Origin of the sequence: Halobacillus sp. SY10, from assembly GCF_045401165.1 — a bacterium.
GTDB classification, from domain to species: Bacteria; Bacillota; Bacilli; order Bacillales; family Halobacillaceae; genus Halobacillus; species Halobacillus aidingensis.
Genome location: NZ_CP174345.1, coordinates 2,442,944 through 2,458,042 on the forward strand (window position 1 = coordinate 2,442,944; position 15,099 = coordinate 2,458,042).

Annotated in this window: 14 protein-coding genes; 1 reads left to right on the forward strand and 13 read right to left on the reverse strand. The window is 43.6% G+C overall.

From position 1 onward, the window contains the following. Positions 1–5: 5 nt before the first annotated feature. The 12 genes from dptF to ACJA3J_RS12440 form a co-directional block, all read right to left on the reverse strand. Positions 6–2,267 (reverse strand): DNA phosphorothioation-dependent restriction protein DptF, encoded by a 2,262-nt coding sequence (dptF, locus tag ACJA3J_RS12385; RefSeq protein WP_406944171.1) that lies wholly within the window; start codon positions 2,265–2,267, stop codon positions 6–8. Positions 2,268–2,398: 131 nt separating this feature from the next. Further along, the gene (locus ACJA3J_RS12390; RefSeq protein WP_089652247.1) at positions 2,399–3,745 is read right to left on the reverse strand and encodes a Sau3AI family type II restriction endonuclease; all 1,347 of its coding nucleotides are present in this window, start codon (positions 3,743–3,745) and stop codon (positions 2,399–2,401) included. A gap of 293 nt (positions 3,746–4,038) precedes the next feature. Next, a complete protein-coding gene (locus ACJA3J_RS12395; RefSeq protein ID WP_089652246.1) occupies positions 4,039–4,776 on the reverse strand; it encodes a hypothetical protein in 738 nt (245 codons plus the stop codon). Between the two features lie 81 nt (positions 4,777–4,857). Continuing rightward, the gene (locus ACJA3J_RS12400) at positions 4,858–5,844 is read right to left on the reverse strand and encodes a helix-turn-helix transcriptional regulator (RefSeq protein WP_406944172.1); all 987 of its coding nucleotides are present in this window, start codon (positions 5,842–5,844) and stop codon (positions 4,858–4,860) included. Between the two features lie 182 nt (positions 5,845–6,026). Further along, positions 6,027–7,265 (reverse strand): replicative DNA helicase, encoded by a 1,239-nt coding sequence (dnaB, locus tag ACJA3J_RS12405; RefSeq protein WP_406944173.1) that lies wholly within the window; start codon positions 7,263–7,265, stop codon positions 6,027–6,029. Next, positions 7,255–7,587 carry a hypothetical protein gene (locus tag ACJA3J_RS12410; RefSeq protein ID WP_406944174.1) on the reverse strand — a complete coding sequence of 111 codons (333 nt, stop codon included), beginning with the start codon at positions 7,585–7,587 and terminating at the stop codon, positions 7,255–7,257. Before ACJA3J_RS12410 ends, dnaB begins: the two co-directional genes overlap by 11 nt. Then, on the reverse strand, positions 7,584–8,309 hold the full coding sequence (locus tag ACJA3J_RS12415) for a DnaD domain protein (RefSeq protein ID WP_406944175.1): 726 nt from the start codon (positions 8,307–8,309) through the stop codon (positions 7,584–7,586). The genes ACJA3J_RS12410 and ACJA3J_RS12415 overlap by 4 nt, the downstream gene beginning before the upstream one ends. A 146-nt stretch (positions 8,310–8,455) precedes the next feature. Then, positions 8,456–9,328, reverse strand: a complete 873-nt coding sequence (locus tag ACJA3J_RS12420; RefSeq protein WP_406944176.1) for a TIGR03943 family putative permease subunit — start codon at positions 9,326–9,328, stop codon at positions 8,456–8,458. Between the two features lie 7 nt (positions 9,329–9,335). Further along, complete coding sequence (locus ACJA3J_RS12425; RefSeq protein ID WP_406944177.1) at positions 9,336–10,349, reverse strand: permease; 1,014 nt, start codon at positions 10,347–10,349, stop codon at positions 9,336–9,338. An 83-nt stretch (positions 10,350–10,432) separates the two neighbouring features. After that, complete coding sequence (locus ACJA3J_RS12430; RefSeq protein WP_406944178.1) at positions 10,433–11,389, reverse strand: CobW family GTP-binding protein; 957 nt, start codon at positions 11,387–11,389, stop codon at positions 10,433–10,435. A gap of 369 nt (positions 11,390–11,758) precedes the next feature. Next, the gene (locus ACJA3J_RS12435) at positions 11,759–12,064 is read right to left on the reverse strand and encodes an AbrB/MazE/SpoVT family DNA-binding domain-containing protein (RefSeq protein ID WP_406944179.1); all 306 of its coding nucleotides are present in this window, start codon (positions 12,062–12,064) and stop codon (positions 11,759–11,761) included. A 171-nt stretch (positions 12,065–12,235) separates the two neighbouring features. Further along, entirely contained in the window at positions 12,236–13,888 is a 1,653-nt protein-coding gene (locus ACJA3J_RS12440; protein ID WP_406944180.1) for a metal ABC transporter solute-binding protein, Zn/Mn family, read from the reverse strand. Between the two features lie 451 nt (positions 13,889–14,339). Here ACJA3J_RS12440 and ACJA3J_RS12445 point away from each other — a divergent pair, with 451 nt between their 5' ends. Beyond that, positions 14,340–14,525, forward strand: a complete 186-nt coding sequence (locus ACJA3J_RS12445) for a hypothetical protein (RefSeq protein ID WP_406944181.1) — start codon at positions 14,340–14,342, stop codon at positions 14,523–14,525. A 123-nt stretch (positions 14,526–14,648) separates the two neighbouring features. On the opposite strand, the gene ACJA3J_RS12450 is transcribed toward ACJA3J_RS12445, so the two are convergent. Next, entirely contained in the window at positions 14,649–14,876 is a 228-nt protein-coding gene (locus ACJA3J_RS12450) for a hypothetical protein (RefSeq protein WP_115895079.1), read from the reverse strand. Positions 14,877–15,099: the final 223 nt, after the last annotated feature.

The window sequence follows — 15,099 nt, forward strand, 5'->3', positions numbered from 1 at the left end:
ATGAATCACGACTCCCTGCTGAATGAATACTCACCGTAGCCTTCGTATTCCAATAAGAATTTCAGGCCTTCTTCATGATCCTGGATGAGGATTTCTTCTTTCTGGTTGCCAAGCGGCAGTAATTTGTCGATGAACTCCTCGAACTTGATAGAGTCCTCTTTGTCTTTTTTGCTCAATCTATATCCTTCACGAACCTTGCTCAATGTCTTGAACAATGGATAATCGATGTCTACTGGAATCGTCTCAGACCCGACTCTGTACCCGAGGACTACATACATGAGGAATCGCTTCAACGTCCCTTCCCTTTTTTCAATAGTGAAGACGTCGCTTTTCCTCGGTTTCAATTCTTCAGCAATCCTCATATTCTCCATCTCATCGTCAAGATAAATGTAATTCTTCTGAGGTGAACCTTTCCATAGGAAAATGGAATTCTGGACTTCGTAATACATGTCACTGAGTTTTTGCATATCTCCGCTATTGAAAGCATAGAGGTAACTCGTATATTTATCGTAGACGACGTCTTTGAATGATGAATTCAAAGTGGATCGGAATAAGAACGAGCATCTGATGAACATCTCCCCTATGCTCTTTTTGGATGATTTACTGTCAATGAAGTGCATAGGTTCGTCAGAAATCATATCGATCCATTCTTCTGCAAAGGGATCCGTTATAGTGCTCCTCATGAAGGCTCCCAAGTTGTTCGTGTTGTGAAGCCCTATTATCTTCTCATCCACTTCTTGACTGCGGTAGTGAATCGGGTCCTGGTTTGATACGGCCTTCAACAACGTAGACCTTTGTTCCCCTTCGAACAGCAAAGCAGGAAGGAGATAAGGAATCATATCGAACATGTCCGAAGAATCTATGTCCTCGACGAATGTAGGTACCAGAATGTCGTATATGAAGTTCAATAAAGTACGGGTAGAGATGATGACTTTATCTTTCATGATGGTTTCTATAAGGATTCTGATGATAGATGTACGGACACTTTCCGCTTTCAGGAACTTATAGTTCATGAGTATCGGATGATTCCAATCATTTTTCAGGTCCTTCAAGTATGCCTTATGGAAAGGGTTATCCTCTGTTTCTGCCACGATTTTCTCGAGCATTGTTTCTATATATGGAGATACAGGCCCATTTTCGGTCAACTCGAATTCATGATAATCTCCGAAGCTCACGAGACTGAAATTCTCATGTTCCACCTCACGGTTGATGGAAGTCTCATCAAAGACTTTCGCTTCTCCGATGAATGTCTTGAGGATTTTGTACCTGTCCTTTGCGTAATCGGTTTCCAAAAAGTTGTGCAACACGCCGAGATTTATAGCCAAAACCATTTTCTTCGAACTCGTATGGATATGTTCATCATCAAAGGGGGTCAGGGAGTCCGCTAGAGTATCGAGTGAATCTTTTTTCGGATCGAAACTCTCTGTAGCATCGTTATAAATCTCGAAATTGTCCATCAAGTCCGGATATGTCGACTGCAAGTATGCAAGCAGGTGCGATTTCCCATCTCCTACACTACCGCATAGAAAGACTAACTGTGATTGATCTGTAGACGAGGCATTTTCGAGCTTCTCTTCCAACTCTTCCTGGATAGGACGTTTTATATGGAGATACTTTTTAAAAGAACTCAAAGATTGATACCCTTCAATCGCTTCTTGGGATGATTCGCGTAATTTATTCAACTGATATAGAAGATGGCTACCATAATACTTTTTGTATGGACCTTCTGATGAAACGGAGTCTTCCTCAACTCCACTTTCCGTTTCTTCTTTGGTGGATCCTTTACTGAGGAAATCATTGAAATGCTTTTTCATCATTTCATACATCCTCTGTTCATCATCTTCCGGTTCAGGATCTTGGTAACCAGGTATATCTGCATCCAACGGTCCATATGTTTCCACATACCAGGCACAGATTTCATAAAGGCTCTTATGGACCTTCAACGCATCCATCATCGGGAGCTCCCTCAATTCATGGACCGCCTGATTTCCTCTTCTTCTCACTCTATGGAAAGATTTATTGACATCATCTGTGATGATACCCATATGATACAGCCTGCTCATTTTTTCGGCTGCAGTTGTCCGATCAGGCACATCTATTTCTTCATTTATCAGGATTTCTTCCAGCACTAGTTCAGCAAGCTTCCTGGACTTGAATATCGCCGTTTCTTTATCTTTATAAATCGATCTTTCAATACTTTCACCCATTCGTGCCCATGAATCTGAAACATGAGTCAAGAACTGGAAAGCATGATTCTGCTTTATCATATATGCCTACACCTCATTCTGTTGTCCTGAAGAACTTCCATTTCAATATATTTATTAACATTCCTAAGAATCATTGTAACAAAAATTCGACATCAAGATGAAAAACGGGAGGCCCTACTCAATAGGACTTATCATTCCCTAGTTGCGTCTTCCAATTTTCTCTTTATGAAATCTTTATTCAACATGAAACAATTTTCCTTTTTATCTTCAAAGAACCTTTCATATACCCCACCTTTATTGCTTTTGGTGGATATCACAAGGTCCAGACCATTCGAGATTTCAGAGGATGACTTCGGTAAGAAACTGATATCCCTTTGTTCTATCGCCTTCTTTATCAAGTCGTACGTTTTTCTGAAACTTTCTACTTCATCCTCTGTGAATGTAATTTTATATACTCGATCCAACAGCCTTTCTCCATTTTTCAACTTCACTCCGTCTTTTTGACCTACCCAAGTTATATATAGGAAAGTCACCTCTTCGAAGAACGTCTTCCATTCGGATTCTTCCCAGTCGGTCGAGAAATCCTCGAATTTCAATGTGCTGAAGGTTGCCTTTTCCATAGGAATCGTCCCATTTTTCACTGGAATGTTCTTGATCATATACGTGGATTTGCTGAAGACTTCATGTCTGTCAGCCAAATCTTTATCTTTACCTATCAAAGCGTCAGAGACCATTTTCCCGATTTGCTTCGGTACTTTTTCACTGACATCCCGACCGGTCAGCGATTCTAGGATTTCTAATTGGCTCATCCCTCTGAATCGGGTGATTCTGTTCCATACGTAACTTTCAGGGGTGACAAACTCAAGGTTCCTATGGTGATATGTAACACCCTTCAGATGATCCCTGAGTATTCCCCTGAAGAATGAATTTTTCAATGAAAATGCTCTCGTAGGGGCCAGGACATGGGAATTGGGCTGACCAGCCTTCTGACCTTTCTGGCCTTTTGTTGCTGCGCCGAGGATTACCGAATCACCTTCTGACAATTTATGGGCCTCGCCTTCAATGACTTTTTGTTTGATAGTATTGAAGTCATTCTCTATGATTTTTTCATCTTTCGTCATATCGTATATCTGGTAGTCTCTGATAACGAAATCAGCATATTCTACTCCCTTGACGTATTCATACCAAATGATCAATATCTTCTTATTTTTCGCAATCAGTTTACTGAACTCGAATTCCTCATGGATGATTTCATTGTAATTGATCATGCTCAAAGATAAGCGTTCTTTCGCTGACCATGAACCGTCTTTCAACCTATTGAAACCCGAAACCTTCAGCTCTATCCCCAGGTTATCGAAATCAGCTTCTGGATTACTGTTCAATTCATATCCATAAAAGCCCTCTTCGACCGCCTTACCCAACCTTCCTTTATCACTGTTCTTACCTTCCAAAATACCTGTTTTATCTATTTCGCGGAAAGTTCTACCTACAATGCCTTCAGTGTACTCAAGCAACATTCCTTCAGTTTCAAAAATCATTACATGACCCCCATTTATATAAATGAAAAAGTGCCCACAATATCGCTCAGTGTTTCTGGCGACATTACAGGCACTTCGATTTCAAACTAATGAACGAAAGACTGAACAGCAACTCCGAGATATTCCCTGATGATCATCCATGAACAACTGATAAATCACAACTATTCTTTTTTATTGAATGATTAGTAAATTAACATTTATGTAACCTATGTCATTCAATTGTAATATGCTTATTTACATTCTATCATCTATCAATTAATGGAAAAAGGAGGCTCAGATGGCCTCCTTTAACTTCACTCTACCTTCGTCCATTCACCATTCCCCCACGTTTGGAAACCACGGTCAGATTCTTGAATCTCTACAATCGAAGAACCACCAGGATTATCATTCGCGATGATGGTATCAAGCTCTCCACTGAACCCGCTCAAACGAGCCCAGTAGCCTCCACCACTCTCACTCTTGTACGTGCCGGGTTCGATGTCTTTTCCAACCAGGTACGTGCCATCACCGAAACTCGTTTGTGTTTCCGGAGCATAGGTGTCATCAATCAACGTCCAGCTGCCTGTACCCTGAGTGCTGAAGGCGGTGTCGGATTCTTTCACTTCAACGTATTCTTGGCCTTGTGGGTTGCCGTTTGCGATGATGTCGTCGAATTCACCGCTGAATCCGGCGAGGCGTTCCCAGTAGTAGACGGATCCTTCTGATTTATAGAGGCCTGGTTCGATATCCGTTCCGACTTCGTGCATGCCTGTAGAGACTTTTACGGTGTCATTTTCTGCCGGTACTTCTTCTTCCGTCTCTTCCACTATAGGTTCTTCGGTTTCCTCTTCAGCTGATGCTTCGTTTTCTTCCGTTGAGGTCTCTTCGGCTTCTGTGCTGGCCGCTTCCACTTCCTCGACTGGAGTTCCTTCCGGTTCTGCTTCTGCCTGGTCCTGTTCTTCTCCTCCGCCTTGTGCTGCTGCGAAGACTACGAGGATTACGACTCCCCAGAACCACCATTTTTTGATGAAGCTTTTCTTTTGTTTTGCCATATGTTTGTTCCTCCTTGATTTGTGTTAACTCAAGGATAACGGATGGGGTGATCAAAAATTTGCACTCCCAACACACGTTCTCTATTCATACTGCTTGGACATCTTTTGCACTTCTTCTTTCACTTGAGCGACGAGGGATTCTGGTGAGACGACTTTCGCTTTGTGTCCCCAGGTGAGGATCCAGCCAATGAGTCCGATGCTCATTTTCGCCTTCGTCGAAAGGATGAACCGGTCGTCACTGATTGCCTTTATTGAGGCGTCTTTTCCGAAACGGTCGAGGACGACGTTCAGTAGGCTTGCATCGAATTCGATTTTGATCCATGTCTCTTCCCCTGCGAACATGTGGAAGCTTTGGTCGACGTATTCTTTTACTAAAAAGTCCTGCTTCCGCTTGAAACGTTCTTCCGATATTTCGATGTTCCGCATCCGATCCAAACGGTAGTGGCGCATTTCCCCGTTTCCGCGGAACCTTCCGATCAGATAATAGAAATCGTTCTGCCAGATGAGCGCATAAGGTTCTACATGATATGTATCGCCGTTCCGGTGGTATTCGAATTCCTTGTCCATGTTGTATTTTCCGTACTGGTAATGCAATACCTTCTGTTCTGAGATCGCCCTGTGCACATTATCGATGCTCAATTTGACGAGTTCATAATCGTCATTCGCAGACTGGGAATACAGGAGCGGATCCGGGAGTGTCTTTGCGATATGTCTACTTGTGAGCTGTTTGTTCCGCTCGATCAGATCCTTCTTCTCTTTTTCTGTGATGAACTTCGCGGATAGGATGGCGTCATTGATGAGCCGCAGCTGATAGGTCTCGAAGACGCGGTCCTGATAGCTGTAATACACCTTACCGAAACGTCCGGTATTGCGGATAATTTCTATTCCCGCATCTTCGAGTACTTCCATATCACGCTTGAGCGTACGGGCATCGAATTTCGCATCAGGTCCGAAGTAAAGCTTCAGTTTTTCACAGATTTCCTGGATGCTCAGTTCATGATGTTCATCCGTCTCTTCGAAAAGGATATCCCTCAGTTTGAGTAGTCGTGTGTTGTTGTTCAATTCCATGATACGGCCTCCCCTATTTCGAATCTCCTTCCAGTATAATACAGGAAGCAGCCGGAATAAATGGAGTTTTCTTGATATGTATAGAACCGTGAAGGATTGAACGGAGGATGTATTCTTCTCGAAGTACAACCGGTCATCTGAACATTACTAGACGTTTCATTTTATGACTCATCGAATCCAAATCACGCAAACCGCCCGAACTCTCTTTCAAACCCCAACATCACCGTCCCCACCGGACCATTCCTCTGCTTCCTCAAAATCACCTCCACCACATCACTTCCTTCCTGCGAATAATAGTCATCGCGGTACAAGAAGCTAATAACATCGGCGTCCTGTTCGATATTTCCGGATTCCCTCAAGTCAGACATCATCGGGCGTTTGTCTTGACGCTGTTCGACGCTTCGGGAGAGTTGTGAGAGGAGGATGATCGGGATGTTGAGTTCACGGGCGAGGAGTTTCAATTCGCGGGTGATGGCGCCGACTTCGAGGTCGCGGCGTTCATAGCGGCCTTTGACGTTCATCAGCTGCAAGTAATCGATGATAATGAGGTGATCTTGATTGGGGTCGGATACTACCGAGGATCTGATTTTTGTCGTGATGTCCTGGATTGTTTGTTGGCGCTCGTGTATGGACAGGTTCCACTCGGCGATTTCGCCAATGGCGTGGAAGGATCGTTTGTAGTCTTCGGCGGAAAAACACATCGAGCGCCACTTCTGACCGTCGATGCGTGCTTCAGATGAAATCATCCGCTGTAGCAGCTGCTTGGATCCCATTTCCAAACTGAACAGGTCGACGGTTCCTCCGTTCTTGCAATGGTTCATGGCGATATTCAAGGCGAAGGCTGTCTTCCCCATCGAGGGGCGGGCTGCGACGATGATCAAATCGCCACGCTGCGCGCCTCCGGTCATTTTGTCATAGTCTTCGAATCCTGTGGCTAAACCCGTCTGTACGGGGGAGGAAATCATCTCCATGGCAATGTCACTGAGTTGCTCTTTCACCGTCTGCTCATCCGCTTCCGGGTCCTGATCCATGAGATGAAGCTGCTGCTTCAAGCCAAGCAGCGCATCAGTACTAGGATTTTCGATGTACTTGATCGCCGATTGTCTCATTTGCTGGTTCGTGTAGGATTCGACGAGGAGTTTTTCATAGAAGTGGAAGTTCTCGGTCGTCGGGACGGATTCAGCCAGCCCGAGCAAGTAGCTCACTCCCCCCACCTGGGCAATCTCTTCCCCGAGGCTCGTGGTTACCGTCACCATATCCACCGGCGTTCCGTTGTTGTCCACCTGCTGCATTGCCAAGAAAATGCGTCGATGGTCGTGTCGGGAGAAATGCTCAGGCGCGAGCGTTGTCTGCTTGATTTTCTCCCCTTCTACGAGAAAAATACCTAACACGGCCTGTTCTGTCTGTAGATTATGACTCATGGGACTTCTCCTCTGCGAGCGTTCGGAGCTTGTCCATGAACCGCTGGCGGATCTCATCAGATACTTCCGCTGCTTCTGCTTCCCACACTTTCATCTGCTCCAAGTGACGGTTTTCCTCCGGTTGATAGACAGCGATTTCTCCGACGGTCGGCGGGAAAGGACTCCGGACGGCAAAATCGGAAAGCTTGGCCATCACCCCTCTATAATCCATTTCCAAAAGCTTCGGAATCAGCATATTCGCGACACGCTCGGTGATATCGAATTTCTGCGGATATAGTTCACTGATCGTCTCGAGCACTTCGATGGCTTCATCTCTTTTCATGCCTGCACCTCCTCTCTCAACTTATCGAACAGTGATTTGTTTTTCTCATGCTTCGAAGTGGTCCTCTTTTTCTTGTGAGCCTTCTGCGCTCGTTCCGCTCCTCTCAAAGTGCGGACGCCCGCTTGTTGCCACTGTTTCAGAATGCCTTCACAATAGCTGAAGAAAGGCTTGTTGCTCTCCACCGCAAGCTTCATCGATTGGATGACGAGCTTATCCGACATCTCATCACACCACTGGCTGATTTTTTCTGCGATGAACGGTGACAGCGTCCCGATGTTGTTTTCGTAAAAATGGTGGGGATTGTCGGCTGGCTTTTCTACTATTTCTTCTTTTTCTTTCGTTTCGTTTTGTTTACTTAATGTGTTCGAGTTGCCGCTATCGTTGCCGTTCGACTTGCCGCCACTGTTCTCCTCCACACTGTCGTTCTCATTGTCCATTTCTTCATATAAAGGGAGGATCCGGTAAATGGGAGCCTGGTTGCCTGATCTCGAAGTGAACGTCACATACCCTTTCTCCACGAGTTCCTTGCGTGCTTTCCGAATGCTGCTTTCACTCAAGTTGGATTTCAGACAAAGCACGGTCATCGAAGCCGAGAATTCTTCTTTCCAACGGGATTTGTTGTTCACATGCATGAGGCTGTGCCAAAGGTTGATGGCGGCAGAAGTTAGAGGGTTGAATTCCTGGTGATCATAGAAGGCGTTGATCGCTTTGATATAGTTCATTTCGATTCTCCTATTCTTATGGAAAGATGGAGGATTTGTGCATAGAAAAACACTTCCTCAATTCTATAATCGAAGGAAGTGTGTGTTTGGTGTCTATGAATTTGAAAGTTTTTTATTTTTTTTGAAATGGTTTGTCACAACTGACATCAAAGAACTTTCGTCAAAATAGGGAAAACGTAAGGATTGGTCGGCTCAGGGATAGGATTGATTTCTTTTATCTGAATGATTGGAAGTTCGACACCATTATACTCTCCAACATCGATCTCACCACGTACTTCCACCCACGTATCCTCACTAAAATTGACGGCCTGGTCAGATTCACTCAACCATCCAATCACCCTGGCATCGGCGACACAATGGGTGATCAGGAACCTTGCCACTACGAGCTGATTGGGATCCAATCCTTCCTCTTTGTACACAAAACCTTTCATTTGAATTGTTTTCCCTTTATATTGATGGAGATTTTCTTCTATTTCATGATAATACGAAGCGAAAATATCCTCGTTCATTTCAATCACTTCATCGTTGAGAAGGCCCATTTTCTGTTCATATTCCTCATCCGTCAAATAGTTGGTATTGGGAATCGGCTTGTTCTCATCGAGAGTCGGTGGTTTCGATGATGAATCCTCTTGATTAGCATTTTCTCCTTGTGGGAGAAGGGAACCTTTATTTTTGGCTATCGTTGCATCCAATGAGGTGAGGTCAAGTCCAAACCCTGTACATAAGGGAAAAAGGAGAACAAGGTAACTCACACACCTCTTTACATACGACTGCTTGTGATCGTGGTCCTCGGTGCACCCGGGAGCGCAGGAGGCATGTTCGTCGTCATTTCCCTGCCATACCCTTCCTAACTGGACGAAAAACAGGAGAATGATCACACCTGCGGCCACCTGACTCATCAGGACATATTTGGGGTTGATCAATTTCACGATTTCCCCGGTATGGTGCAATTGGATAAGAAAAAATGCAAAGGCGGCTAATAGGATTAGTTTTAGGAATTGATAAAAGTGAAAGCGCACCGCCTACTCACCTGCCCACCATAGATATAGTGATCGTACATACGAAAACAATGACCGTGATGGAAAGGAATAATGTAAACACAAACCTGGATTTAAACACACTCAGCAGCATGATGGTATTTTTCAAATCAATCATAGGTCCGTAGATTAAAAAGGCTAAAACTGCGCCGGATGGAAACAGACTACTAAAGGAAGCTCCGATAAAAGCGTCCGCTTCCGAACATAAGGATAAAAAGAAAGCCAGTCCCATCATGACGATCGTCGCCCCCATCAACCCTTCTCCGAACAAAAAGAGGGACTGGGCTTGTACATAGGTTTGCACAAAGGCAGCAACGAAAGCACCAATGATCAAGTACTTTCCCATATCAAAGAATTCGTCAATGGAATGAATACACATACCCTTAAGCTTCTTCATGAACGATACCTCTGATTGCGGGAGCGTTTCAGAGCCATACAAACCGGAAACCGAGTGTTTGAGCTGGTTCGACTTGAATAAAGTGCTGATCAAGAGGGCGATCAGAAGCGCCGCAACAAAACCCACTCCCATCCGTAAACCTGCCATTCTTATATCATTTCCAAAGGCCATATACGTCGATAAAATGACAATCGGGTTGATTAATGGTCCTGTCAGAAGAAATCCGATACTCGCGTGCAAAGGTACTCCTTTTGCAACTAATCGCCGGACGATGGGCACGATTCCGCATTCACAGGCGGGAAAAACAGATCCTACCAGGCAGCCCATCAGAATCGCCCGGTACTTATTTTGCGGGATCCACCGCTTCACATGTTCTTCTGTAATAAACATTTGAATGCACCCGGCAATGAGAACGCCAATGAGTACAAAAGGAATGGCCTCAATGATGAGACTGAGAAAGATCGTGTTCAGCTGGTTGAAAGAACCGGGAAGAATCATGGAAGCACTCTTTCCAAGCCATTGACTATACGTAACAAAGTAAGCAACAATAACAAAAGCTAAAACGGCTGTCACATCCAATACGGTGTTGTAAAGCCTGAAAGTCATAGCTTCCTCCTATCCCGTACTTTTTCTCGTTCTACCTTTATCTTCGAGCATCCATTCTGCATCGTCTTAGCTGCTTCACCAATTCAGACCTTTCCTAACCGGTTGAAGCTGTGCATGAGTTCTGTTCGCTGGAGCTGATCACCAATCAAAATGATAGCAGGATGTATACCTGCCGGATGTTGGATCTTTTCAAACTCAAGCATATTGGAGGAAAATTGAAAGGAATAAAGGCCTTCATGACCTTCAAGGTTCACAACTCCTTTTCCTCTTAAAATGGTTTTAGGTAAGTGGCTCAACCAACTCTCCAACTCTCGTTTCTTCATCTTTGGTACGGGCTCAATCTTCACGGCACGCAACCCGGAGTGGTGATGGGAATGATCTTCCTCTTCTCTCTTTTCCGCTGAAGAGTGGATCGAAGGTTGTATTCGCTTCTTCCATAACTCCAGAGATGGAATACGCCCATAGGATGTCTGAAAGATCGGGACGGACTCCCCTACAAGTCCCTTGATTATCCTGATGGTTTTATTTAACGTCTTCCCTTTGGTCAGGTCCTGTTTATTTAATAGAATGAGGTCGGCACTGGTGATCTGTTCTTCCAGCAGTTTCCGTATGTCCGCAGTACTTGAAAATACACTCTGATACTCTAAAAAGGTACTTGAGTCTATCAAACTAATCATCGAATACAAACGGAAATGAGACGAATACATAGGATTCTCTAATACTTTCTTCACTTCGAGAGGATTGGAAACGCCCGTGCCTTCAATGATTAAAAGATCCAGTTTATTCTTTTGCGCCTCCTCTATCAATTCATTCAGCGTCGTCTCTAAATCTTTCTTGATAGTACAGCATATGCAGCCATTTAATAGTTCTTTCACGTTTTGTTTCTGAAAGAGAGGTTTTTCTATATTCACTTCTCCGAGTTCATTCAAAATCACCCCGACCCGTTGGTTCTTCCTCTCGCATTCTTCTATCATTTTTAATAATACGGTGGTTTTTCCACTTCCTAAGAAACCACTTAACATATAAGTTGGTATAGGCATGAACAACATCCTCCTCCAATCATCAAATAGTAATTGTTACTATTTAATCCACTCTATTAGTTGAAAATGAAAAATATACGTATGGTCATGGCTTTTTCTGAAATTAAGTCAAAGGCCTCATTCGATTTGAGGACTTCAAATTTAAGGATGAAGGTGGGTGTTCAGTCAGAACAATGATCATAGGCCCCTTGGACATTGGTGGACACAATAAAAAATACAGAAGCATCATCGAGTTGGAGAATTTTTTTATCATCCATTCGACCATCTTTTCGGAGAGGATGGACCCACTACATAACAAAAGAGCGAACCACAGCAGAATGGTTCGCTCTTTTCGTTATCACAAAGTATGAAAAAGGCATGAGCCCTGCCCTATTCTTCCAGAGGTGTCAGGATCATCGCCTTCTCTACTTCTTCTATGTCAATATGGAAGCTTTTCAATCCTTTTTGTTCAAAGTAGGTACGGATTTCTTTCGGAAGGTAGATCAGCCCTTTTCTACCCACCGTGCTCATCACATCAAGGGTTTTGTTGGAAGCGGGCTTGATAACGATATCATTATTCTCGACCTTAAACACGACTCTCATTCCGTCTTCTATCTGTAATTTCCTTCTCCATTTAACGGGCATGTTGAAATCACTTTTACGTGTAATATCAATCGTTTTTTGAGTTTGTTTCATGTTTATCTTTCTCCATCCTCCAGATTGGTGTTATTTATAAAAAGAATCCCTGACCACCCTTATGGATTAATTTCTATGTCCAAAACCAAAGGTATAGGAAACTGAAGACCGTGGCCAACCTTCACCTTTCTTATATTAAACAGCCAGCATTTTCTTAACCCGTAAAGAAAGTTAATGGGCCATCATTTCATGGGCAATCTCCTGTCCATCTATATCTAATGGATAGTAGGTCGGCCAGTGCGTCACTTCCTCAAGCAAAGCCTCACGGTCATCACCCCAGTAAAGATGATAGTGATCCGCTTCTGTTGGATAGATACTGTGGTCACTAAACTGAATATACTTCGGAAGACCTTCCGCTTCTTCCTCCAGTTTGAAGATATATCTTACCCCTCTATTACCTGCTTCGTAAGTTAAGATTTCGTACCCATCCGAGACATAGTCCCCGGATCGTTCTTCTCCATCTTCATAAAAAGTGACGGTCTTTCCGTGGATATCAATGCGATTCACATCTGTCTTATACCCCTGCTCATAATATTCCTTGTATTCTTCCGCTGTCTTGTCCCCGTCTTCTGCTTTATGAGCATAGACTTCATCAAGCGTTCCGTCTTGATGGTGCTGGTACACCGACTGCCAGTTCCCTTCCCAATCGGAAAGCTTCCGGTCCTCCACCTGGCTGTCTTCAAAGTAGCCTTCATAAATTTTCTCCGCTTCTTCGTCATGCCCATGTTCATGGCTGTGGTCATGATCGTGCTCCTCCGATTCGTCCGCGTTGTCTGAAGCGGCTGAAGGATTCGCTAAAGCGGTTGAAAGGACTTCTAAGTTACGCTTCATGAGGCTGAAGTAATCCTCATCATTTTCGATATCTTCTTCCGTTAAAACAGATAAGTTATGGATGCGTAACGTCTCGGCATTGATTTCCTGGCGTACAACTTCGGCTACTTTAGGGGTTACATTCTGTTCGAAAAGTACATGGTCCAAGCCATTTTCTTCAGCCGTTTTCACGATATTTTCCAGGTCCTTCTGTGAAGGTTCATTCGCTGGGCTTAGTCCAGACACCGCCACCTGTTCTATTCCGTAATTTTCTTCCCAATATCCATAGGCGGCATGGGATACGATAATCTTATTCCCAGGCAGGCTTTCCAACTTCGTATGGAACTGTTCGTCTAAACGTTCAAGTTCTTCTTTCAGCTTCTCAAAGTTTTCATTAAGTACTTCTTCCTGCTCTGGGTTTATTTCAACCAGTGTCTCTTTAATATGTTCGGCCATTTCAATAGATCGAATCGGATCCAGCCACACGTGCGGGTCTTGGTCGCCATGATTGTGCCCCTCATGTTCCCCTTCGTGACTACCTTCACCATCTGCATGTTCGTCATGACTACCTTCTTCGTCGGCATGGTCGTCATGGCTATCTTCTTCGCCATGGTTATGGCTGTGATCTTTTAAATCGATTCCTTTGGATGCTTCAAGGATTTTAACATCTTCCGACTCGATAGATTCAGAGATTTTCTTCGCATAAGGCTCTAATCCTGCACCGTTATATATGAAAGCATCGGATTCAGCGATTTCGATCATTTCTTTCGTCGTTGGTTCATAAGTATGTGGGTCGGTTCCCGGTGGCAGGGTAGATTCTACTGAAGCTAGATCTCCAGCGATTTGTTCTGTGAAAAATTGAAGAGGATAAACCGTTGTGAACACCTTCAGCTCTTCTGTTGAATCCTCAGATTCTTCTTCACTACCATTACTGCTTGCCTCTTCCCCATTACATGCAGCCATGGTAAAGATAACGAAACATAAACTAAATAATGCTAAAAATTTCTTAAACATCTGCTCTCCTCCTTTACTTGCAGACTTGATTTTATCGTAACCATTACGATTTGTAAATAGTAATCATTACTCTTATTTTATTCTCTTTCTCTCTTCAAGAATGGTGATTGCAGAATTGTTGATTAAAAAAAGTGCCTGACCCTGCTGGTTAACACTTTAACGCATCGAGGGCAGGCACTTTCACTAAATAGCAGTGAAATTTTTTATTTAAAAAGCCTCCAATAACTCAACATTGTAAAGAATGATGTATATTGAAGGTCATTTTGTTCAGGATAATATCTCGAAACTGATTAATCCCTAGATATGGAAAAAACGCCCCCCTTGCCTCTTTAATACTTTAACGACGTCAGGGTTAATCACTTTTCCGGGGTTACGCCTTGGAGCCAGGAACTTTTAAATCCGATTAATATTTGGATTATGGCTAAACCTACAGGTATGGAGGTGATTGATTATGGCAAAGAACCCGCCAAAGGGAGCAACTGAAGTCAAAAAAGGAAGAATTGAGAATCCGAAATCAGCGATGAACCCGGCTCGTTCCGGAAGAGATCCACAAAAAGTAAAGCAGGAAATTCAGAAGGATGTAAGCGCAGGGGTAGGCGCCATGACATCGCGTGAGGCAGGATCCATGAAAGACTAAAGAACCACTATTTCTGTGGTTCTTTTTTACACTTATTATGTTGCAGCTCTATACTATCCAAATGGATCTCCTATAGTCCCGGCTAAAGCAACCATACCTTTATCATATTTCCATGGCTGGATTTCAAGGCGTTTTCTTATACTTCTCCCACTTTTTATAAGGGGTTACAGACAAAATATTGGCAAGCTTAAATGACCGGACCGTCTTCCGGGTATAACAATAAGCCAGAATCTTTTCCTTTTTGATGGATACAACGCGGATGACCCGCTGTGAGATCTTCCCTTTGTCGGCCATGTAGATGAGTTCAAGTTGTTGCTTCTCCTCTAGAGCCCTTCTCAATACTCCATTCATTGATCATCACTTCCTTAACATAAATACGAACGTTTGTTCTATTTATGTATATGTTACCACACGCGCATTAGAAGTAAACTGGTAAATGAAGGTCTCGTAAATGACAATACCCAGGGGTTTATTGATGGCAATCTTTTATAATGAACGTGCTAAAAATACGCAAAAAAGATGGAGAAACAGGTGCGGAACGATCAAGTATATATGTTCATGCAGCCCCTCAGCC